The sequence below is a fragment of the Clostridium thermosuccinogenes genome, assembly GCF_002896855.1.
In the GTDB taxonomy this organism is placed as follows: domain Bacteria; phylum Bacillota; class Clostridia; order Acetivibrionales; family DSM-5807; genus Pseudoclostridium; species Pseudoclostridium thermosuccinogenes.
The window spans coordinates 348,547-369,833 of record NZ_CP021850.1 but is presented as its reverse complement, the minus strand read 5'-3'; the positions used below and the strand labels follow the sequence as shown (position 1 = coordinate 369,833).

Sequence of the window (21,287 nt, the reverse complement as noted above, 5' to 3'; positions counted from 1 at the left end):
CCCCAGTAGTTTTATCTGCTAAATTCTCATGTGTTTAATGTTGATTCCCTCAGCCTATTACTTTGGCCAGGAAAGAGCAACAAGTGGCAATGATGAAGTATCCGGTCAATGATAGCTCCTGTCATCTGCTCGTCATAAAACACATTTACCCACCTTGAAAACTCTATGTTGGTGTTAATGATTACCGACTTTCGTTCATAGCACTCAGATATTACTTCAAACAGGAGTTGCGCTCCTATCCGGTCAAGAGGGACATAACCCCACTCATCACAGATCAATAAGTCGGCTTTATTAAGTGCTTTTAAAAAAGCAGATAATGTTCCGGCTTTCTTTTGCTCTGCCAGTTTGTTTACAAGTGCCGATGTCCTAAAAAACCTAACTTCTAAACCTTTCTTACATGCCTCTACTCCTAATGCAATGGAAAGATGGGTCTTGCCAGTACCCACATTGCCATACATAACAATATTGGTCTTGTTTGTGATGAACTCGCATTCTTTAAGGTATTCTGGCGTGATACCACCAGGAAGTGTTACTTCATCGAACCTAAAGCTCTCAAATGTCTTTATGGTATAAAAACCAGCTTTCTTTATCAGCTTATCTTTCCTTACTTTTTCACGATGCGTAATCTCTGCTTGAAGTAGTTTAAGCAAATACTCCTGATGGCTTTCTGCTTGTATTTTGCCCGACATTTCCACGATGTTTTTGCTTAAGCGAAGTCTCTTACAGCAAACAGCAATATCAGATACTAACATCCATCTACACCTGCTTTCTTAAGACTCTCGTCGTAGACCATAAAATTTGGCTCATACCTTTTTAACTGCGGTATATGATCAGGCAGGCGCACCGGTTCAAGCTGCAATACTTTTTCATGTAGCCGGCTGTGTAGATTTATTAAACTGTCTATATCAGCGGCGCCGTAGGATAGTGCAGTGCTTACTGTTTCTACTGCTTTTTCAAAGCTGCTTTTCTGTGTCAGATTGGCAATGGCCTTTAACACCTTTCCCTTATCTTGCTTGCTCAAATCTTCTAAATACTCTTTTACAGGCTGTGGCAGCATTTGATATATGCCTGTGTATTTCAATGCGCCTGGGCATCTCGCCAATTGGTTAAGGTAAGGCAACCACTGCATGCTTTGTTGTTTATGGTCACCGTAAAGCCTATCGTGGCGCACTATCTCACGATAGTTTTCATCAAGCACTATTACCTCAAAGGCAGTTAGCCTAACCAATACATATGTATTTGCATATTTAGGTGCTACAGAATATTCGTGTAAGCCATTGTTAATCAGAAATTTACCATATCCATTTGTCTTTACATTTATGTATTTGCTTGTATCAAAGGCTACTCTGGGTAGTTCCAAAAGGGATGCAGCGTCATCCTTGTATAACTCTTCAATTGTCCTTTCCTTACGGTAATGCTCTCTTTTCGCATCCTCTTCACATTGAAGCAGAAGCTCTTTATTAAATTTGCTGATACTTTCAAACCGTGGTACCGGAACCAGCATATTTCGTCTATGATATCCAACCTTGTTTTCTGCATTACCCTTTTCATGTCCGGCTCCCACATTACAAAAGGCTGCTTCAAAACGGTAATGTTCCATAAACCGCAAGAAGTCATCAGTCAGAGTCCGCTCTCCGTTTTTCATTACCTTGGTAACCATAGTGCTTGCATTATCAAACCATATCCTTGGTGGCACTCCGCCTATGTGTTCAAATATCGTTTTTAAGCCTTCAAACAGACATTCCTGGTTTTCTCCCTTGAAAACTTGGATATATCCTTTATTACTGTATGGAAACGATAAGTTTAAGTATTTACCGCTGTATAACTTACCTTTTTCATAAAAATCGGCATCACCAAAATCTACCTGTGCTTCTCCTGGTATATGTTCTAACGGTAGAAAACCTTTGTTTTTACCAAAGATCTCTTTTTTCTTTACTGCCACATATCCTGCAACAGTTCTGTAGGAGCAGCCAAAGTCATCCTTGTACTTCTCTAACAGCCGCTCATATATTCGTTTTGCTGTGTGTCTTTGTTTACGCCTGGTTCTTTTATCCTCAGAAAGCCAAGCATCAATGTCCGGCTTGTATGGGTCAAGCTTTGGAAATGCAGTTTTTTCCCTTACTTTTGGCTGTTCTTTATTCCAGTCATCTTTATCAAGATATTTTGTGTTTTGTCAACTAGAAATGCATCAAAATGACAAGAAAAATGCAGCACCCAAGCAATCCAATTTTGTTAATATAAGGTATGAATTTTTATCGTACTTTCATCAAGGAGTTCTCTAAACGATTACTTGAACCTTCAAATACAATTAAGTGGCTGTGATGAATAATTCTATCAATGATTGCGCTTGTTAGCTTTTCATCGTAGAAAATACTGTTCCATTTACTGAATTCTAAATTAGTAGTAATAATTAGACTTTTGCGTTCGTAACAGTCTGATATAACCTGAAATAAAAGTTGCGCTCCCTCTTTTTCAAATGGAATGAAACCCCATTCATCGCAAATAATCAAATCTGCCTTATTCAATTGCTTCATAAAACGTTTAAGGCTTCCTTCAGCTTTGGCATCCAATAGTTGATTAACAAGTGAAGATGTGCGGAAAAACCTTACCCTTTTCCCACGGTTACAGGCTTCCACACCCATTGCCGTAGCCAGGTGAGTTTTCCCAAGCCCAACAGATCCATAGAGAATCAGGTTTTCCTTTTTGTCAACGAAAGAAGCTGTTTTAATAGCTTCTACATCGATAGTATTGGGTATACTCATCTTTTCAAACCGAAAGTCTCCAAAGGTTTTCAAGACATCAAATTGCGCTTGCTTCAGCAGGGCATTTTTACGATTGAGTTCTCTGGCCTCTATTTCCATAGCCAAAAGCTTAGCAAGAAATTCCTCATGGGTCTCGGCCTCAATCTGCGAATAATTCTTGGCAATTCTTGAGCCAAGTTTTAGAGTGTTACAGTAGGCAGCAATTAGTTCATGCATGAGGAAGCCCCCTCTCAAGCAGGTCGTCGTAGATTGAGTTATTCACCTCATATGACAGACAAGGGATTTCATCTTTCACAACAATATCAGGTATGGGAGCATTTGCGAAGACCATACTGTAATAACGGGCCCATATACTATCCAAGTCTTGTATACCTTTTTGAACACAGTAGTTAAAAGCATCCACTGCTGTTTCAAGCTCACTGTTAGCAACCATCTTCTTCAGCATTCTTAGGGTAGCTTTCTTTTGCTCGTAATCACAGCCAGAAAGGTACTCCTGCAATGTTTGGGGCAACTGCTGAAAAAAGCCGGTATATTTTATGGCATTTGGTCTGTTACTCATCAGTACCAGATAGGGTTCCCATTTCATAGATTCTTTTTGTTTTCCATATAATCGGTTATGCCATTGAACAACCTGATACTGATCATCAAGAATCCAGACATTGAAAGCATTGGCTTTCACAAAAAGCTCCCTTTGAGCATGCTCAGGACTGGCAGAGTATTTTCTGTTTTCAAAGTTCACTTTCCCGTATTTATCGGACTTCACTTTCTCAAGACGGTAGATCTCATACTCAGCTTTTGGCAAAGGTTTCATTGCTTTCTTATCCTGTTCAAACAGAGTTTTAATGAGGATATCTTTTAAGTAGTGCTTACGATGCATATCTTCATCACATTCGATCAGCAGGTTCTTATTAAATTCTTGAAGGTCTTTGAATTCCGGCACCGGAACCAGCATATTTCTTCTTGAATAGCCTACCTTGTTTTCCACATGCCCTTTTTCATGCCCACTGTCGGGATTGCAGAAATTACTCTCAAAACCATAATGCAGTCGAAATCTGTTGAATGCGTCTGTAACTTCCCTCTCACCGTTAGTCAATATCTTCTTTACAACAGCCTTATCGTTATCAAACCATATACAGGTGGGAACTCGTCCCATGTGATTGAATATATTTTGCATACCCTGGAGCAGGCATTCAATGTTGGTTCCCTTATAGGCCTGTATGTAACCGCCATTGCTGTATGGGAAAGACATGGCCACATAGCAGCCTTCATATCGAATCCCGTTTTCCACAAATTCTGCCATTCCAAAGTCTAACTGCGCCTCCCCGGCAGGATGATAAAGCGGGATATAGCTTTCATTGCTTCCATATAGTTTTCGTTTCTTTTCTGCTACATATCTGGCAACAGTTCGATATGATACAGTAAATTCATCTTTGTATAACTTACTAAGCCGATTATATATTCTTTTGGCTGTATGTCTCTGTTTCCTTGGTGCCTTTAAATCGGCTTCCAGCCATTCATCAATAGTTTTTGCAAATGAGTCAAGTACACTTTTGCTGTTCTTTTTTCTGGTTAATGGTTTTGACCAATCATCCTTATCCACATATTTCTGGACAGTTCTGAAGTTAAAACCGGTTATTCTTGAAATTTCTCGTAAGGATAAGCCTTTCTTATCCGATAAATCTTTGATATACTTAATATCAGCCATTGTTAGCATCCTTTCCGTACCCCCTTAGCATTGACAACTAAAGGGTACTATTTTTAATTGGGTGCTGGCAATGTTTTTTTCTTCTATCAAAATCATGAATAGCTAAATATGCCTGCCGTTGACGATAGAAATCAACCGCAGTGAAAGTTGTATTAATATTTACTGTAAAATATTCTCAAATTTGTTTGGCAAGCTGCTGCACTTTTACGTGGCAACTTGCTGTACTTTTATTTTACAATACACAGATATTTCTTTACTGTCTTACGGTCGTAACCAGTTTCTTTAGCTATTTGGCTAATATTTTTCCTTTCCTCAAAATACATTTTTCTGATATCCTTAATTTGGGTCATTGATAGCATCCTCCATTCCTCCTTGTAGCCGTTTTCCCCAACCTACTACAAGGATATTATTCTGGGGTGGTGCCTTCAATGGCCTTTTGCAATTATGGGGAATTTACTATTGCAAAAGTGGGGAATTCTTTTTGCAACTTTGTTCAATTACATTATGCAATAAACACCGTACATTTATAATATAAAACATATCTTTTTTCTACCACTAAATGATTCCTTAGCAACTTTATTGAATATTTAACCTAATAATATCATTAATATTGTTCAAAATGATATTTAAATTATTTAATAATTCCTCTTTACAATTATCATAATTCAATATTTCATAAGGGCAACCATATGAGCAAAGATAATTCAGTTCACAATTTTTACAATTACTATTACTATATTCTATACAGGAGATTTCCCTAAATATTTTACTATGTGAATATACTAATTTATCATTAGTTATTGAACCAATTATACTAGATTCATTTTGCGGACAAGCATATATTTGTTTTGTTGAAAAATCGCAAACGACACTCGTATTCAAGCCACATCTGTTAATAAATAAATCATTTCCTGTAAGAAGATATACTAAATTATTAATGGTCCTATTATTCAATGAAATATTTAAAAATTTATATTTTTTCTTTAAACTAAAATATGCTGTTAATAATTCTCTTTGAGTTAAAGCATTATTAACATATTTCACGGGATTCAACTCAATGTGATCAATTATAATATTTGAATTTAGCAAATAATCCATAAAATCATCAACATTATTGATATTATTTTTATCAACATTGATTTGTAAGCTTGAGTGTATTCCCAGTTTATTTATATTTACTAAATTTTCAATTGCATTTTTAAATGAATTACCTTGCTTATTAATTCTTTTTCTATTGTGTATTTCTTCAATTCCATCTATAGTAAAAACAACACAATTGAATTGGTCACTATGTTGGGATAGCAATATATTATAATTATAATCATAATTACCGTTTGTAAAAACAATGAAGTTTGATTTTGGCAATTCATTAAGTAATTTCTTTATAAAATTGATATTTTCTGAAATAAACGGTTCTCCACCAAATAACACAATTTCATCAAATTTATCTACTTCATTTTTTAATATATTGTATATGTCAGACTCTGAAAATGCACAATCATTTTTTACATCATTCTTTTGAAAACAATAAGTGCATTTGAGATTGCACTTTTTGGAAAAAATAATATAAATTCTTCTTTCATAGTTCCTTGTAGAAGGTTTAAAAAACAAATTACCGATAGGTGTAATAAGCCTTTTGGTAACAGGATCAAAAGAACACTTCATACCATAAAATTCAAAATATATCATTAGATTTCACCACCAAAAAGTTTACAATAATGTTTAGCGTAGTTTTACTTCTATTGTATTTTATTTGAGCAATATGATATAAAGTTATTATTAATAAATAACGCATATCCTCCACAATATATGTTAGATTTGCAATTTTCACATAAACTATCATTAAATTTATATGTTTTCTTATCTAATTGTTCTATTCTCAATTCGGATAGGCTACCAATAGCTTTTTTTGTTATAGAATCATACACGGTTCCATCATAATTCACAAACAGTGAAGTGCTTTTTACTTCTTTATTGTAATTGCCTTTTGTGTCACTATTTTCATTAAACAACATATTGCAATTATGATAAGCCCTTAATAACTCTATCGGTAAAGCAAAATTATATCCTTCATATCCTTTTTTTGTAAATTCATATATTTCGAATAAATACGAAAGTAAATATTCTTCCGTCAATTGACCCTTAGCCAAACCTTTATCTAATAAACAACTTATATTAATATGATCAACACCTAATCCTTTATAATAGTTAAATGTATCATCTAAATCATATAAATTGTCTTTAGTAAGTACTAAATTAGCTCTAAGAGGAATTTCTTTTTCTACCATTTTAATGATATTATTCGTAATTACATGAAAGTCATTTCTTCCACTCATTATCTTATGTTTAACAGGATCATGAGAATAAATAGATACTTGTATTACATCATAATACCCAAAATTTTTCTTTATCTCATCTATAAAATCATCTGATATAAGGCTTAAATTTGTCAACAATGTGATTATCGAATTCTTGTTATTCTTAATTAACTTAATAATTGATATCACTTCTTTTTGCTTAATAAGAGGTTCACCACCCGATATAGTAACATGAACTCTTTTCTCACCAATAAACTCTTTCAAATCTTTAATATTAAAGTAGCAACACTTATCATCATGGCTTCCCATAGCTTGACAAAAATTACATTTGCCATTACATTTAGAAGTAACAATCAACTCAATACAAGAATATTTTGACTCATTTCTGCAAAGATCATAAACAAAATTTCTTGCGGTTTCCCTTGCTGAGCTTTTGTCTTCATGTGATAATAGACTTTTCATTTTTTCAATGAAAAGTTGTATTAGGCATTTATCTAAATAATACGATGACTTCTCGCATATATCTGCTAATTTACATTGCTTACAAAACTTAGTTCTGTAATTATTATTTGAATTTTTTGATAGCTTAAAAGCATCTATTATTGAAGTATTCTTAATTCTAATTAATTTAGAATCCCCCCACCCTGCTTTACATAGATTTTCATGAACCAAAATATTGCAGACATATTGCTTTGAATCTAATTTCTCTATTTCATTCAAATTACCTCTACCTGATAAATTGAATAAATAATTAGTCATTACTAGCTCAATTGGAATACTTATCGTAATCTCATCAGAGAAATCATTATTAAATTTCACTACATTCTCAAGTCCCTTAAGTATTTTAAAAAACGATACCAAATTCACATCTCTTTTTGCTCTACCAAATGGCAGTAGAAAGTTGCAATGAATATTCTTAATTCCCTCATTTAAGCAAAATCTCAATATATTATTAATTTCATTATAATTATGTTCGGATATAGTAACATTTATTTTTAAGTCTATATCAAAGTTTTTTATAATATATTGGATATTTTTAATTACTTTGTTAAAATCCGTACCTTTTCTTAAATACCCTATTGTACTTAATTCTAATGAATCTATACTTGTTTGAATACACGAGAATGCATGTTTTTCCATTTCTTCAAAAACCTTTAAATGTTCCTTGTTGATAGAATAATTTAAATTAGTTAGTAAAAAAATACACGTGTCTTTATCAAAAATTTTTATATACTTTAAACATTCCTTAGGGAAAAGCATAACTTCTCCCCCTCCTAACGATACAATCAATGGATTGTATGGCTTTATTTCTTTTTCTAATTTTTTTCTTATATTATTAGCGATATCATAATCATACTCACCGTTACCTCCATCAGCACAGCAAAACATGCATCTAGCATTACACTTTGATGTCATATATATATTGATATAATATGGATAGACAAAATCATTATCTTTTTTATAATGTTCATTAACAATAAACTCAAGTAGTAAATCTTTTTTCGTCAACATAGTTTTACTATTGTACTTTACTAACTCATCATATATTTTCATTTAGTAACCATCCCCTTTATATTTTTTCAAACCAAAGACCTCTATAATTTTAAATAACAAATAGAAAGCTAGTGGCAGCACAAATAAGGCAATGATTTCATTCTTATCAGGATTTCCGATTATTATACTGCTTGGGACGGCACTGAACATAAATGCAGGAATAATATATGTAAAGAATCTTCTCACTTTTACATTAAAGGTCGTGTTAGGCTTTTCGGCTATAGAAAATAATTGTGAAATCCCAGCACTGACCGTGCCCAACCGTATGCCAAACAGCAAAAATGAATACAATAAGAGCATAAAAAAGGTCATTATGAAAACTGCGCTGATTATACCTAAATAGTAAATTAACACATTGAACAGCTGAAGCTCGAATTTTAACATAAAGTAAATATTTATTGCCAGTAAAAATGGAGTTGATAACAGTGGTGCAAAATTGAAATTCAATGAAATAATACTCCTTACAGTGCCGTATGGATTCAATAAATAATATACATAATTTCCGTTCGTTATAGAATCTCCGTATATCGAAACAGCTTCTGAAAAAAATATTGCAAAAATATTGTTTACAAGAAAATAGGTAGATATATACATACCCATTTGAGTCTTATCAAATCCGCCTAAATCACTGAATCTAGTAAACAATAGCTCATACAATATTATTACGGAGAAATAGAGCGAAAAATCTGCTATAAACCAACTTATCAAATTAATTCTATATCTTAAAGCTTTTCTCACACCAAAAATTATTGAAGCCGTTAACATTTTACACCCCAACACTTTCGTATTTTTTTATTCCTATATTCCATAAGACCTTGCTTAGAACTAAAAGCGCAAAAGACCAAAGACAGCCGGTTAGTATTGTATTCCATGCGTTTATATAAGTATGCTCTCCCATCAAAATAGAAGTAGGCACATAGCTTATATACGGAAAAGGGGTTTTATATATAATCGACTGGACATGCTCCGGCAGAATATAAAGCGGAAATATTGTCCCCGAAAATGCTGCAATTACCAGGTTCTTAATGGCGCTGATTCCCCAAATCTCTGTGAGCCAAAAGGATAGCGTGCCTATAATAAATGAGATGCTGTATCCGATGCTGCATGCGATCAATATGCTTATTACAGTAAGCAAGATGGTCATTACAGATACACGCTCGAAGAAAGCAATAACCACCAAAAACGGCACATAAAAGGTCAAAGTTTTTACAAGCTTTATCGCCAAGTCATTAACTATATAATTCCTTAAAGGGCTTATTGGAGACAATAGCTTATAAGCAAGCTGATATGATCTGATATCATAGGAAATCCGATTCTCCATGTCCGTCATAGTGACGGTAAACAGCACATTTGTCAATACCACATATATGATGATTTTGGGAATCGAGTATGAAGTATCTTTTGAAATTACCCCCACAATAAACAATACATTAATAATTATAGGTATTGCTAAATCACCTAAAAAGGATAATGCTACGTATGATTTGTATTTAAAAAATAAGTTTGCCTGGAATTTTATTGCATTATGGTAAAATTTCCTATTCACGTTCTAATAACTCCTCTATCATATTTCCCAGTTCTTTTTCCTCTATGGTTAACTCTGTTATTTTTGAAATCTGATATAATTCATTCAGAATTTGATCCACATCATTTTTATTGCATTCATAATGGCACCTGTCGTTATCAATTTTAATCGTAGGATACAGCCTTTCCAGCTTTTCTCTTTTAGAACTGTCGATTGTAAAGCTTAAACGTACATTGTTATCAAATTCATTGGGTAAATTTTCAATTTTGCCTAAATAAACAACCCTACCCTCCTTTATAATTAGAAGATTGGTAGAAATATCTTTAATATCCTGAAGATTATGGCTCGTGAGAATAATAGATGCATTGTTTTTCTTACAGTATTCTCTTAAGAACACCCTAATGTTTCTGCTCGATTTATCATCTAATCCCAATGTAGGCTCATCTAAGAAAATAACCTTAGGATTGTTTATAAAGGCAAGACTAATTTCACCCTTCATCCTTTGCCCTAGAGACAGGGAACGGGTCTGCTTTTCTAACAGTTGCTTTTCCTGATTTAAAATCTCCGACATTTCATCAATTCTGCGAAGGATTTCTGATTTTGATAATCCATACATGGAACCATACAGCAAAGATATTTCATATATGGACATATCGGGGTGCAGCTTTCCTTTTTGACCCAGTAAAAGGCTCACGTCTTTTTTAAATTTCTTAGTTTTTTTAAAGGGATCTTCGCCGTTCACTTCAATTTTACCGCTGTCCGGAAGCAATATCCCTGAAGTCATCTTGACTATAGTAGTTTTTCCTGCCCCATTGGAACCTACCAAGCCCAATATTTCTCCGTTATTTACATCGAAGCTTACATCTTTCACAGCATTAATGTATCTTTTTTCTCTTTTGAATAAGCCTGTATTTACATAATAATGATATTTTTTATTTATGTTCTTAACTTTAATCCCCATTGTTTCCCCCATATTATTATATTTATCAATATTCGCACCTTGGATCAACATTCAGTATGCTACCAGTTCGAGAATATATCAGCCCTACGCAGCCTCCATTACAAATGGCTAACCTATCACAATTTTGGCACTTCTCAGGCAAAATAACATTTTCAAGTAAATTAAACTTTTTAAAATCATTTAATATTTTATTAGAATCATTTCTTATGTCGGAAATTACAAAATCTTCATTTTGAAAGAAAACACATGGAAATATACTTCCATTACTCGATATATGCATATTTGTTCGAGCAGCATCACAACTCCTATATTTACACGTCCTTAATTCACTAGATACTTCTATGTGCCCGCGCTGTTGACAAGGATGTCCAGATATTCCCCCAAGATAATTTATGTTTCTTTTTTTGCAAATTTCGACAATTTTTTTCTCTACAAAATAAAGATAACTATAATCCGGCTTTATTAAGTCAGCTTTTTCACCTCTAATAGGGATATATGGCGTACTACTTATATATTTAGCATTATGATCAGCACAATCTGTAACTATATCTACAATATGTGATTGGTTTAATTTAGTAGGCGTAATATTAGCTATTACATTCTCAAGTTTTTTAGCAACAACACTCAAATTATTATAGACTTTCGCTTTAATGTTCTGAGAGTGATATCTTTGATCTAAAGTAATATGCAGTGGCTCGTCAATACTGATTTGGATAACATCTTTATCATCCAGGAGTTCGACAAAATCTTCAATATAGCTATCTAACATAATTCCATTAGTAATTATCCTAATTGCAATATCTCTAGATTTCAACTTCCTTACTATTTCCAATATATAATCAGAGATTAAAGGTTCTCCCCCACATAATGTGACCTCTATTATATTCAATTCCGCAAGTTTATCAACCAATAAATTCATTTTTTCAATAGAATCCAAATAGTCGTCTTCTTCAGATATATTATTGTAGCAATGTTTGCAATTTAAGTTGCATCTCTTCGTAATGTCATATGATACTGAAATAGGGGTTTTGACATTTATCTCATTATATAAAATTTTGAAATGTTCTAATATTTTGTCTATTTTCAAAATATACCTCCTGCACATATCTGTGTACAGTTTAGATTTTGCTTACAATATGTACAATTCTCAGATATGTCATTTTTCCATATTATAAATTCATTTGCTAACTTAGAGTTCCATATTCTTTCTAAACTATCTTCATTTAGGTCACCAATTGGTTTAATATGATTTTCATAGAAAACACATGGATATACATATCCATCTGTAGAAACAGAAATCTTCCCAGTAAGAGCAGTACATCTCCTATGATAGTCATCATGTTCAGCAAATCTTTCTGTACACTTTATAGAATAACAATTCTTGTGCAAAAAGTTTTCATATATTTGAAAGTTTAAATTCTCTTCCTTTAACTTAATTGATAAGTTTCTTCTTTTTTCTAAAGGTGCTTGCAAGTTCATATTTTTCTTACCTATAACAGAACTTAATGTTACTGAACTGATATCAACTTCATTAGATAGAAAACGCAAAAAACTTAATATTTCATCACAATTATACTTTGTAATCACAGAATTAATTCTAGGTATTATTTTTTTTGAATTTAAATATTTTATTTTCTCAATTACTATATCACCTGGTATGTTTCTGTTTTTATAATTTTCTTGAGATAATCCATCTAAGCTTATTTGAATCTCATCTTTATATATATCAAAATAATCGTACATACTGCATATTTTTTCATCATCCAGTAATAAACCATTTGTTATAATATCAATACAATGATTATTTTTCTTTATTAAATAAACTATCTCATCAAAATTGGGATGTAATAAAGGTTCCCCTCCTTCTAATACGAATAAAATCGGGGTACTAACAGCGTTTTTTATCTCTATTAATAGCTTTTTCAACAATTTAAGAGAAAGAAAACTTTTCCCATTATTCAGATTTGTTTTATAACAGTATATACATCCCATTTCACATACATTTGTAACTTCTAAGTAAATCTCTATAGGCATAGTAAGTCTATTGAGTTCACCTTTATATAATAACTGCTTTACAGATGTAAAATAATTATTAGTATTCATTGCTGCCCCCTAATATTATATGAATATCAGTAAAATATTTAACTAAACTATCTATCTCATTTTCAATTTCTTCCTCTGTAGATTCAACGTATTTTTCCTTTAATAAATCTGAAATTTCATGTCTTTTTTTGTTCTCTTTTAATAACATTAGAAAATAATATGCTGGTTCATTTAATTTATACATTTTATTGTCAGAACCAACAAAAACATAAAATACTTCATTGCCATCTATATTTTCTTTTCTAATAAATAGAGATTCATTCAATAAATACGTCATAATTCAATAAGTTGATACGTTTCATATTGAAACATATCAACAACCTCCTCACAATATATTTTGATGATAAAAAATTTAAATGCTACTTAGAGATGATGGATTTTAAGATGTTATTATAAGTGTATCTTGAGTTACTTTAAAACGTAAAGGTCTCAAGATACACTTTATAATAACCTAGAAAATTAGCATATCTTCGAGCCACTAGACCTATGAGATTTCTGTGAAAGTATAGTAGTGCTTGTTTGACATAACTTTACTTCCTTAACTACAGGCTTGAATTTCATTGCAATTCCCCCTTTCTAATGTCTTGATACATATAGATAAGATATTCACTATATATCTACATGCTCCAATTAAACCCGTCTAAATACTATACGCCATCAATTTAACTATTGTTCACAGATTTTTAATAGTTCTTATTTGTATTTTCCATATTATTCATTTTTATGCATATTATATATTAATAATCACCTTCTGTCAATATAATACAATATTTTACTTAAAAACTATTTTATTCACTCAAAATCGTTTAATTGAAATAGTTATTTCCACCCCAAATTCATAGACAGTGGAATTTAGTTTTGCAAATCGCTAGAAATGAGAAAGGTGGAAGTTACTTTTGCAAAGATCACACTGTTCCTATTTTCTTGTGAATGCTGGAATATTGTCTCTCAAAAAGCTATGATATATATGGTGGTGCCTCTGAAGGGGGTACATATATGCGTGGCTTTAAACATTTGAGTCAGGAAGAAAGAAATATAATTGAACAAAGGTTAATCAGCAGGAAATCATTCAAAAGCATAGCACGCGAGCTTGGAAAGGACCCAACCACGATATCCAAGGAAGTGAAGAACCATATCCAATTTAGGAAAACCGGCTGTTATGGAAGAGTGTTCAATGATTGTAAACATCGTATTGGTTGCCCTGTTAAGCATCTTTGCGGCAGTTTGCGTTGTAGCCGTTATTGTCGCGCTTGCAAGTCTCGCATGTGTTCATCACTATGTCATGAGTATCAACAGGAAATTTGTCCCAAGCTTTCGAAGCCGCCCTATGTTTGTAATGGTTGTGAAGACAAACAGTCTTGTACATTAGAGAAGAGGATTTATTCTGCAACACATGCACAAAGAGAATACGAGACAGTACGCTCTGAGTGCCGTCAGGGTTTACAAATCACTGAAGAAGAAGCGATAAGATTGGATTCCATTATTAGCCCGCTGCTAATTAAAGGCCAGTCACTCCACCATATATGCATTAACCATGCTGATGAAATCATGCTCGATGAACGCACACTCTACAACTATGTGGACAAGGGTATCTTTACAGCAAAAAATATCGATATGCCAAGAGTTGTACGTATGGGCAGACGTAAAAAGGGAAAAGACCAGTTCAAAGTGGATAAAAAATGCCGAATAGGCCGAACTTATCAAGACTTTCTTAAATTTATGCAAGAGCATCCGGACCTTCCCGTAGTGGAAATGGACACGGTAATAGGAAGAATAGGCGGCAAAGTCCTGCTGACACTGCATTTTACTGTCCCACAGCTCATGCTCGCATTCATTAGAGATGCTAATACCTCCCAATCTGTCATTGATATCTTTGATCAGCTTTACCTGGAACTAGGCCCGGATACCTTCCGCAAATTGTTCCCGGTATTACTTTGTGACAACGGCAGTGAGTTCTCGAATCCGTCCGCTATTGAATTCGATTCACATGGGCAACGCAGAACCTGTGTATTCTACTGTAATCCGCTGGCTCCTTACCAGAAAGGCGCAGCAGAAAACAACCATGCTTTGATTAGACGCATTATCCCAAAGGGTACTTCTCTTGATGAGTTTACTCAGCGGGACATAACTCTTATGATGAACCATATCAACTCGTACAGTCGACTGAATCTCGGGGATAAAACCCCTTATTGGGCTTTTGGATTGCTCTACGGGGAAGAAATATTAAGAAGGATGAATGTAGAACTTATCCCGACAGATAATGTCACCCTGCATTCATCCCTTCTTAAGAAATAAATATTAAATAACCAGAGGCACCACCAGCCAAAACTCTATAAGCATTTACAAACAGGGTGGAAATTACTCTTGCAAAAAGTTAGTTAATCTTCACACCTCTAGTTTGATATACCCAAAAAAGGGCTGGCTTTGTTCCTCTACCTAATATTTTAACCTATTATTGACTGAAAAGCATTAAAAATTTGCCTAAATAAACTAATCCAAAACCCGCTGAATTACTATTTTTCTCAATGATGTCAACGCCGGGATATTTTTGACCGAATCGCCGGTTAAAAATTGACCCATTCGCCGGTCTTCAATCGCCGGTTTTTGTTTGAACACCCCGTGCCATATTATCCAATCCCGGGATATCAGCCGGGGGTACTACTTTGACACCGCCTTTTATCCTGTTTTTCAGTCTATAGCTCTCACCCCTTATGTTTATGATATGTGCATGATGCAGTAATCTATCGAGCATAGCTGTAGCTATTACTGTATCATTCATAAGCTCTCCCCAGTCTCCGAAGTATTTGTTACTGGTTAGTATTATACTGCCGTTTTCATACCTTGCGCATATAAGCCTAAAGAATAATTCCGCTGATGCACGATCTAGCTGCATATATCCCACTTCATCTATAATCAGTATGTCGGGCCGGGTATATACACGCCACCTGCGCGCTAGTTTTTCTTGCAGATTTGCCTTCTTTAAATCTGATATCAGATGCGCAAGGCTGGCATAATATACAGTCATACCGGACTTTAAGGCTTGCATTGCGATTCCCACTGCAAGGTGAGTTTTGCCGACTCCAGGTGGTCCTAAAAAAATTACATTCTCCTTCCTTGCCACAAAAGCAAGTGTTGATAACGCTCTGATTTGCCTTACATCTATGCTGGGTTGGAATCCAAAATCAAACTCTTCCAGTGTCTTTCTATGCGGAAGCCTGGACAGCTTAATCCTTGTTTCTTCGCTGCGGCGTTTTTTCTCTTGAATCTCGGCTTCCAGAAGTTCACTTAAGAACGACAGATAGGTTGAGTTTTTATGCATCGCATCTTCAAGCTTTGCATCCAAAAGCTCGGAGGCCGTATTCAAACCAAGCTCAGACAGAAGGCTGCGGGTATGTTCCAGCTCAACCATTGGATATCACCCCCACCAGTGTATCGTACACGCTTAAAGACCGTATCTCTACTGTTTCTGTTTCTTTCTTCCTGGCGAAGGGAAGGGGAACCGCTATGCCACCCCTTTCGGCAAGGCCTTGGTATTGGCCCTTAAGCCACACTATCTTGCCCGATGCGTACTCTACTTTGTGGCAAGCTATTCTTACCTCACCATAGTAAGCTTCAAAGAAATCACCACATGTCCTTACTCTTACTTCCCTGCCGCTATACTGCCAGGGTATACCGTATTTGGCACCGTCATAGCTTACAAATCCGTCCCTTGTTACATTTCTTGTTTCCCATCTGTATTTATCGCGAACAGCTTTATCTGGTAGTGGCAGAAGGGGTTCTTTGTTTAATGCTTCAAGAGGTATTTCCCCGGTAGTCCCGTGGATCTTACTGTCTACCTTCCTACACCATTCAAATGCTTGAGAGTTTAAATCATGCAGATCCTTAAACTGTCTTCCCGGTAGAAAGTTATCCTTCACATAATCCACTAGGCGTTCAACTTTTCCTTTTGTTTGGGGCCTTTTTACCCGGCATACCTTCGGTACAAAACCCATGTCTGCGGCAAAATCTTCAAATCTACTGTTCCATATCGGCTTTCCTGCCTCACTGCCGTTTATTACAGTCTTCATTCTATCTGTCAGAACTACCTCCGGTACACCACCGTAATACTCAAAAGCGTTTACTATGCATCTTAATAAGCTGTATATGTCGCAACGTTTAGTAAACTCAATATACTTACACCTTGAATTGCCCAGTATCATTATGAAAACCGGGGCTTTATGGGTATTTCCTCTCTCATCTATGTAGTGGATAATACCCCAGTCCATCTGAGCCTGTTTACCAGGTGGTGTTTCATACCTTCGAACTGCAGGAGCGCTTCTGGCCGGTCTGAACGGCTTTACATAATCCTTAATAATGGTTATACCGCCGGTATAGCCCATATCCTTTAATCTTTCTAAAATCACAACGCAGTTAAATATCCCATTTTCAATCATTTCATTTATTTCGGGTTTAAAAGGATCGAGTTTTGATGGTTTTGTCCTTCCTTTAAGCCCATGCTCAGCTTTAGGCTGGTTCATGTACTTTTTTGCCGTGTTTTTTGATATACCAAGTTCTTTACCTATGGCATATGCACTCTTTCCTTTTTGTGCACCTTCGTGTATCATATTAATTGTCCCACTCCTTATCATACGGTCACCCCCATAAAAGTATTTGACACACTTTTATGGTAACCGTTTGGTTTGGTGTGGGTCAATTTCTGTCCGGCGTTATGGGTCAATTATACCCCGACGGTGACAATGATAACAACATCCATGGAATTTACTTTTGCAAAGTGGAAATTACCTTTTCAATTGACCTTCACTCAAAATCTCTCATAAAGGAATACAGAAATTACTTTTCTAATTCAAGAGTGAAATTATTTTGCTAAATAAAAATAGAAACTCTATTTAAAAAGTTGATTTTACTCCTGCAAATGTTGGTATATTTTGTATGTGATTATCTGTCTGCTGAAAGGGAATTTATTATAAAAAAAGATAATTCCACATATCAAAATCATTTTAAATTGCAGGATAGATATACAATTGAAAAATGCTTGGACAAGGGTTTTGCTTTTAAAAACAATCACTGAGATACTCGGCAAAATCGAACAACCACTTTTAAGGAAATTCGAAGACATAGAATTACCGAATCCGCGTATAGCTCTGACCCCAATGACTGCATGCTTGGAAAACAGCGTCAAAAACGCAGCTTATGTAGTGAATGTAGTAGTCAAAAGAGATGCAGTGTATGTAAGTTAAGTGATTGTAGAAAGGTATGCAATGATTACATATCAGCTATGTGTAGAGAGGAAAGGGGGGCGGACAAAAAGCTGGACACTAATGACTCTGAAAGGAGTAGAAAAAGTGTATTCAAACGAACAACGAAAAATAGCATTGCAACTTTATGACCAGTGTAAATCTGTAAGTAAGGTCATTCAACATTTAGGCTATCCAACACGAAGAGGGCTGTGTAACTGGATTGCTGAGCGTGATTTACCGTCAAAAACTAAAGTTAGAGCTGAGCGAGAATGTAAAATTAGTTTCAGAGTAAATCGGATATAGCAAGGCCAGTATCTATACATGACGGAAAAAGTGCATTCTGAAAGGAACTACTGCACTTATGAATACCAATAACAATCCCTGTGGGAAATTGCCCCAAGGAGATACAGTCTCCTTAAAAGAGGTTGAACAGTTGAAAGCTCAGATACTGGATATGCAGTTAGAAATAGATATTCTATAAAGGAGATACTTGATGTCTTAAAAAAAGACCCGCGCGCCGACATGACAACTTTCAAGAACCGAGAAAAGGCAGTGATAATCGGTGCTCTGAAAGATAAATATCACTGCTGCTTCTGTGAAAACTAAGGATGTCGAGAAGGAGCTATTAACGTAAGCGGTAAATAATACCCACATTTAAATGCAAACAGGCTTATGAGATAATCTCTCCAGAAAATATACTGGAGGTATAACTTTATGACCAAAGCAGATCTTTATCAAAAATGGGCATCCATAATTGCAGAGTACAAATCCAGCGGACAGACGCAAACTTCATTTTGCAAATCCGCGGGGATAAGTCTTCGTCAGTTAAGCTACTGGTTGAGAAAAGAAAGACAAAACGGAATCATACAATCAGAATCTCCCAAATGGATTCCGGTAGAAGTAGATCATAAAGAGCATACAGGCAAAGGCCAATCAATCGAAATCAAATTTGGCCCAGCTGAAGTTCAAGTCAAACCAGGCTTTGACCAGAAGCATCTGTTGGATGTGCTAATGGTGCTGAGGGAATTATGCTGAGCATAGCCGGCACCGACAAGGTCTACCTTGCCTGTGGAAGTACCGACATGCGTAAGTCTATCGATGGCCTGGCTGCCATCGTCCAGCAAAGCTTCGCATTAGACCCCTTCTCGTCTTGTCTATTTGTGTTCTGCAATAAAAAACGTGATAAGCTTAAAATCCTCCAATGGGAACATAATGGTTTCTGGCTATATTACCGGAGGCTTGAAAAAGGCAAATTCCAATGGCCTAAAGAAAGTTGCGGCACTCCAATGAAGGTTGGTGTCCGTGAACTGGGTTGGCTGCTGGATGGACTATCCTTGGAGCAGAAGCAGGCACACAAAAAAGTGACAGTAAGTGCAGTAATATGAATACTTTCAAGACAAAAATATTTATATTTTTTATCATTTTCCTGGAAAAAACCGTAGAAAAATGATATAATAAAATTATGGAAAACACAGTGAAATCAACGGTTACAATAGAAAAACTCCAAACAGAAATTGAAATATTGAAGCAGGAAAAAGCCGAGCTTGAAGCAAAACTCAAATGGTTTGAAGAACAATTCCGGCTGCATCAGCATAAGCTTTTTGGGCGTTCAAGTGAAAAGACGGAAGTCCCTGAACAGCTAAATCTTTTCAACGAGGCGGAATCAGAAGCCAAGCCTGCAGTTCCCGAACCAACATTAGAGGAAATTACATATAAACGTCGTAAAAAGCAGGGGCACAGAGAAGAAATGCTTAAAGACATTCCTGTAGAGACCATAGAGTATCGCTTGCCTGAAGAAGAGCAGGTTTGTGATTGCTGTGGCGGCAAACTGCATGAAATGAGCAAGGAAGTAAGGCGGGAAATAGAAATTATTCCGGCTCAGGTGCGTGTAAAGGAACATGTGCAGTATGTATATGGCTGCCGTAATTGCGAGAAGAATGAAATATCTACACCGATAGTAACAGCCCCAATGCCAAAGCCGGCACTTCCTGGAAGCCTGGCTTCGGCATCCGCCATAGCTCATGTAATGACGGAGAAATTTGTAAAAGGGCTTCCTCTTTATCGTCAAGAGCAGGACTGGGAGAGGATGGGGATTGAAATATCCAGGCAAACCATGGCGAACTGGATGATACAAAGCTCCGACAGGTGGCTGCGGCCGATATATGAACGAATGCGGGAACACTTGCAGCAAAGGGACATCCTCCATTCCGATGATACTACCCTCCAAGTACTCAAGGAACCCGGGCGAGCCGCAGATTCAACCTCCTACATGTGGCTATACCGGACCGGCCGGGAAGGGCCTCCGATTATTCTTTATGACTACCAAACTACCAGGGCTGGCAAACATCCTAAAAAATTTCTTGAAGGATTCAAAGGTTACCTTCATACGGATGGGTATGATGGTTATAGTGGCATGCCCGGAATCATCCAGGTTGGTTGCTGGGCACATGCAAGGCGTTATTTTGTCGACGCCTTAAAAGCCATGCCTCCAAAAAAAGATGACAAGCCCACAGTAACAGAAGAAGGTTTGGCATTTTGCAATAACTTGTTTGAGATAGAAAAAATGCTTCATGATGTTACACCGGAAGAAAGATATGAGGGCCGATTGAAACACAGCCGACCAGTGCTTGATAAATTCAAGGAATGGCTCAAATACTGGAGTCCAAGAGTAACTCCCAAAAGTTCATTAGGAAAAGCAATCCAATACTGCCGGAACCAGTGGGACAAGCTGGAGGCCTTTATGCTGGACGGCAGGCTAGAGATTGATAACAACCGAAGTGAACGGTCGATAAAGCCTTTTGTAATCGGGAGGAAGAATTGGCTGTTTAGCAACACGCCTAAAGGAGCCAATGCCAGCGCAACAATTTACAGTATTGTGGAGACGGCAAAAGAGAATGGGTTGAACCCGTTTGAATATCTTACTTATCTCTTTGAACGTCTACCGAATATAAATATCAAGGATCAACATGCATTAGACACCTTGTTGCCATGGTCAGCAAATCTTCCGGGTCATTGCAAAGTGCCCAATAAATAATATATATTATGCCCCTGCTAAATCAAAGGTGGGGGCTATTTGACGCTTACCTATTAACAAAAACAGATGAATTCCCCTGATAAGTATA

General features: G+C 35.6%; 17 protein-coding genes and 1 pseudogene. 4 read left to right on the top strand and 14 right to left on the bottom strand.

Going from position 1 to position 21,287, the window contains the following annotated elements; translation table 11 throughout:
* Window positions 1–26: 26 nt before the first annotated feature.
* From istB (CDO33_RS01660) to CDO33_RS01605, 12 genes and pseudogenes are all read right to left on the bottom strand, one after another.
* Window positions 27–752 carry an IS21-like element helper ATPase IstB gene (gene istB / locus CDO33_RS01660; protein ID WP_103083312.1) on the bottom strand — a complete coding sequence of 242 codons (726 nt, stop codon included), beginning with the start codon at window positions 750–752 and terminating at the stop codon, window positions 27–29.
* Window positions 746–2,161 (bottom strand): annotated as a pseudogene (gene istA, locus CDO33_RS01655) (IS21 family transposase); the annotation flags it as partial. The pseudogene istA (CDO33_RS01655) and the gene istB (CDO33_RS01660), both read right to left, overlap by 7 nt.
* A gap of 91 nt (window positions 2,162–2,252) precedes the next feature.
* Window positions 2,253–2,978, bottom strand: a complete 726-nt coding sequence (istB, locus tag CDO33_RS01650; protein WP_103083303.1) for an IS21-like element helper ATPase IstB — start codon at window positions 2,976–2,978, stop codon at window positions 2,253–2,255.
* A complete protein-coding gene (gene istA / locus CDO33_RS01645) occupies window positions 2,971–4,476 on the bottom strand; it encodes an IS21 family transposase (RefSeq protein ID WP_103083304.1) in 1,506 nt (501 codons plus the stop codon). Before istA (CDO33_RS01645) ends, istB (CDO33_RS01650) begins: the two co-directional genes overlap by 8 nt.
* A 567-nt stretch (window positions 4,477–5,043) precedes the next feature.
* On the bottom strand, window positions 5,044–6,156 hold the full coding sequence (locus tag CDO33_RS01640) for a radical SAM protein (protein ID WP_103083264.1): 1,113 nt from the start codon (window positions 6,154–6,156) through the stop codon (window positions 5,044–5,046).
* 50 nt (window positions 6,157–6,206) lie between these two features.
* Window positions 6,207–8,339: a radical SAM protein gene (locus CDO33_RS01635; RefSeq protein WP_103083263.1), complete on the bottom strand. Its 2,133-nt coding sequence runs from the start codon at window positions 8,337–8,339 to the stop codon at window positions 6,207–6,209.
* Window positions 8,340–9,104, bottom strand: a complete 765-nt coding sequence (locus CDO33_RS01630) for an ABC-2 family transporter protein (RefSeq protein ID WP_103102759.1) — start codon at window positions 9,102–9,104, stop codon at window positions 8,340–8,342.
* A gap of 1 nt (window position 9,105) precedes the next feature.
* Entirely contained in the window at window positions 9,106–9,885 is a 780-nt protein-coding gene (locus CDO33_RS01625) for an ABC transporter permease (RefSeq protein ID WP_103083317.1), read from the bottom strand.
* Window positions 9,878–10,825 (bottom strand): ATP-binding cassette domain-containing protein, encoded by a 948-nt coding sequence (locus tag CDO33_RS01620; protein WP_103083318.1) that lies wholly within the window; start codon window positions 10,823–10,825, stop codon window positions 9,878–9,880. The genes CDO33_RS01625 and CDO33_RS01620 overlap by 8 nt, the downstream gene beginning before the upstream one ends.
* Before the next feature lie 25 nt (window positions 10,826–10,850).
* Complete coding sequence (locus CDO33_RS01615; protein WP_161496624.1) at window positions 10,851–11,912, bottom strand: radical SAM/SPASM domain-containing protein; 1,062 nt, start codon at window positions 11,910–11,912, stop codon at window positions 10,851–10,853.
* Window positions 11,909–12,928, bottom strand: a complete 1,020-nt coding sequence (locus tag CDO33_RS01610) for a radical SAM/SPASM domain-containing protein (RefSeq protein WP_103083293.1) — start codon at window positions 12,926–12,928, stop codon at window positions 11,909–11,911. The genes CDO33_RS01615 and CDO33_RS01610 overlap by 4 nt, the downstream gene beginning before the upstream one ends.
* The gene (locus CDO33_RS01605) at window positions 12,918–13,193 is read right to left on the bottom strand and encodes a PqqD family peptide modification chaperone (protein WP_161496625.1); all 276 of its coding nucleotides are present in this window, start codon (window positions 13,191–13,193) and stop codon (window positions 12,918–12,920) included. Before CDO33_RS01605 ends, CDO33_RS01610 begins: the two co-directional genes overlap by 11 nt.
* Before the next feature lie 731 nt (window positions 13,194–13,924).
* On the opposite strand from CDO33_RS01605, the gene CDO33_RS01600 reads away from it, so the two are divergent.
* Window positions 13,925–15,223, top strand: a complete 1,299-nt coding sequence (locus tag CDO33_RS01600; protein ID WP_103083328.1) for an IS30 family transposase — start codon at window positions 13,925–13,927, stop codon at window positions 15,221–15,223.
* A 295-nt stretch (window positions 15,224–15,518) separates the two neighbouring features.
* On the opposite strand, the gene istB (CDO33_RS01595) is transcribed toward CDO33_RS01600, so the two are convergent.
* Both istB (CDO33_RS01595) and istA (CDO33_RS01590) read right to left on the bottom strand, forming a co-directional pair.
* A complete protein-coding gene (istB, locus tag CDO33_RS01595) occupies window positions 15,519–16,337 on the bottom strand; it encodes an IS21-like element helper ATPase IstB (RefSeq protein WP_103083310.1) in 819 nt (272 codons plus the stop codon).
* A complete protein-coding gene (gene istA, locus CDO33_RS01590) occupies window positions 16,330–17,556 on the bottom strand; it encodes an IS21 family transposase (protein WP_103083311.1) in 1,227 nt (408 codons plus the stop codon). The genes istB (CDO33_RS01595) and istA (CDO33_RS01590) overlap by 8 nt, the downstream gene beginning before the upstream one ends.
* 1,323 nt (window positions 17,557–18,879) lie before the next feature.
* Between istA (CDO33_RS01590) and tnpA the strand changes: the two genes are divergently transcribed.
* The 3 genes from tnpA (at window position 18,880) to tnpC (ending at window position 21,199) form a co-directional block, all read left to right on the top strand.
* Window positions 18,880–19,200 carry an IS66 family insertion sequence element accessory protein TnpA gene (tnpA, locus tag CDO33_RS01580; RefSeq protein WP_028992632.1) on the top strand — a complete coding sequence of 107 codons (321 nt, stop codon included), beginning with the start codon at window positions 18,880–18,882 and terminating at the stop codon, window positions 19,198–19,200.
* Window positions 19,194–19,550 carry an IS66 family insertion sequence element accessory protein TnpB gene (gene tnpB, locus CDO33_RS01575; RefSeq protein WP_028992631.1) on the top strand — a complete coding sequence of 119 codons (357 nt, stop codon included), beginning with the start codon at window positions 19,194–19,196 and terminating at the stop codon, window positions 19,548–19,550. Before tnpA ends, tnpB begins: the two co-directional genes overlap by 7 nt.
* A 77-nt stretch (window positions 19,551–19,627) precedes the next feature.
* Window positions 19,628–21,199 carry an IS66 family transposase gene (tnpC, locus tag CDO33_RS01570; protein ID WP_103089411.1) on the top strand — a complete coding sequence of 524 codons (1,572 nt, stop codon included), beginning with the start codon at window positions 19,628–19,630 and terminating at the stop codon, window positions 21,197–21,199.
* The last annotated feature ends 88 nt before the right edge of the window (window positions 21,200–21,287 follow it).

Coding starts and splice junctions, on each gene's coding strand:
- CDO33_RS01635 (WP_103083263.1), bottom strand. CDS start 8,339: ATGAAAATATATGATGAGTTAGTAAAGTACAATAGTAAAACTATGTTG.
- CDO33_RS01600 (WP_103083328.1), top strand. CDS start 13,925: ATGCGTGGCTTTAAACATTTGAGTCAGGAAGAAAGAAATATAATTGAA.
- tnpA (WP_028992632.1), top strand. CDS start 18,880: ATGACCAAAGCAGATCTTTATCAAAAATGGGCATCCATAATTGCAGAG.
- CDO33_RS01630 (WP_103102759.1), bottom strand. CDS start 9,104: ATGTTAACGGCTTCAATAATTTTTGGTGTGAGAAAAGCTTTAAGATAT.
- tnpC (WP_103089411.1), top strand. CDS start 19,628: ATGGAAAACACAGTGAAATCAACGGTTACAATAGAAAAACTCCAAACA.
- CDO33_RS01610 (WP_103083293.1), bottom strand. CDS start 12,928: ATGAATACTAATAATTATTTTACATCTGTAAAGCAGTTATTATATAAA.
- CDO33_RS01620 (WP_103083318.1), bottom strand. CDS start 10,825: ATGGGGATTAAAGTTAAGAACATAAATAAAAAATATCATTATTATGTA.
- istB (WP_103083310.1), bottom strand. CDS start 16,337: ATGGTTGAGCTGGAACATACCCGCAGCCTTCTGTCTGAGCTTGGTTTG.
- CDO33_RS01640 (WP_103083264.1), bottom strand. CDS start 6,156: ATGATATATTTTGAATTTTATGGTATGAAGTGTTCTTTTGATCCTGTT.
- istB (WP_103083303.1), bottom strand. CDS start 2,978: ATGCATGAACTAATTGCTGCCTACTGTAACACTCTAAAACTTGGCTCA.
- istB (WP_103083312.1), bottom strand. CDS start 752: ATGTTAGTATCTGATATTGCTGTTTGCTGTAAGAGACTTCGCTTAAGC.
- istA (WP_103083304.1), bottom strand. CDS start 4,476: ATGCTAACAATGGCTGATATTAAGTATATCAAAGATTTATCGGATAAG.
- tnpB (WP_028992631.1), top strand. CDS start 19,194: ATGCTGAGCATAGCCGGCACCGACAAGGTCTACCTTGCCTGTGGAAGT.
- istA (WP_103083311.1), bottom strand. CDS start 17,556: ATGATAAGGAGTGGGACAATTAATATGATACACGAAGGTGCACAAAAA.